The organism is Winogradskya consettensis (genome assembly GCF_018332715.1).
Lineage (GTDB): Bacteria > Actinomycetota > Actinomycetes > Mycobacteriales > Micromonosporaceae > Actinoplanes > Actinoplanes consettensis.
Map to the genome: position 1 here is coordinate 1 of NZ_BOQP01000098.1, position 1306 is coordinate 1306.

The 1306-nt window shown below is 66.5% G+C and carries 1 pseudogene; it reads right to left on the bottom strand.

Features of this window, described 5'->3' with window-relative positions:
- Positions 1-31: 31 nt before the first annotated feature.
- Positions 32-1232: pseudogene (locus Aco04nite_RS48475) on the bottom strand (IS3 family transposase).
- Positions 1233-1306 lie beyond the last annotated feature (74 nt).

Here is a 1306-nt window from a genome sequence, read left to right on the forward strand (position 1 = left end):
GGGGCTTGCCCCCGGAATTTGGACACGGGGTTTATGTGGCTGCCTTCAGCGTAGCCGCTCGGCTTCGGGTGTTCTCGTAGGTGTTCGGTGACTGATATCCCAGCCGGGAGTGCCGGCGGAGCGTGTTGTAACGGTGCAGCCAGCGGAAACTCGTGAGTCGGGCATCGCGTTCGTCGGTGAACGCTCGCCGGCCTTGCAGGGTCTCGCGTTTGAAGCTCGCGTTGAACGACTCCGCGAGAGCGTTATCGGCGGAACTGCCCACCGCGCTCATCGATTGCCGCACCCCAGCAGCCGCGCAAGCGGCAGCGAAGGTTTTTGATGTGTATTGGGCTCCGTGGTCGGTGTGCATGATCGCGCCGTCGAGGCTGCCACGGGTCCGCTGCGCCGCGGTGAGGGCGTCGGTGACGAGTTCGGTGCGCATGTGATCGGCGATCGCCCACCCGGCGAGGCGCCGCGAGTGCAGGTCGATAACCGTTGCCAGGTAAAGGAATCCGCGTTCCCCGACGGGCAGGTAAGTGATGTCCCCGACGTAACGCTGATTCACCGCCGGTGCGGTGAAGTTCCGGCCGATCAAGTCCGGAGCCTTGCTCGCGGCCAGATCACTGATCGTGGTCACGGTCCGCCGGCGCAGCCGCAGACCCTGGATACCGAACAGGCGCATCACCCGGGCGACGCGTTTACGGTTCACCGGCTCATCACCCTCACGCAGGTCGGCGGTGACCCTCGGTGCGCCGTAGGTGCCGTCCGAAGCCGCGTGCGAGACGCGGATCCGTCCGGCGAGCACCGCGTCAGCGGCGGCCCGTTCGCCCGGTCGGCGGTGGTGGCCTGCCAGTAGTAGAAACTCGATCGGGCGATGCCGATGATGGTGCACAACCGCTTCACGCCGTAGCGCGCCTGGTGGTCGGCGACGAACTGGAAGCGGTTCACCAGCGCGTCTCCCCGGCGAAATACCGGGCCGCCTTGCGCAGGATGTCTCGCTCTTCCTCCAGCTCACGCACGCGGCGGCGCAGCTCGGCGTTCTCGTCTTCCACCGACCCGGCAACGGCCGCGGGCCGGGCCGAGGCGGCCGGGCTGCCACCGCGACGCTGGTCGTCGGCACGAACCCAGCTACGCACGGTCTCCCGGTTCACGCCCAGGTCATCAGCGACCGACGCGATCGTCGCACCCGGCCGAGACCGGTACAAAGCGACCGCGTCAGCCTTGAATTCCTTCGGGTAATGCTTGTTCGCCATAGTTGCAGGACTCCTGATCCACCGAGACCTTCACGATCTCAGTTTCAAGTGTCCAAGATCCGGGGGCAACGCCC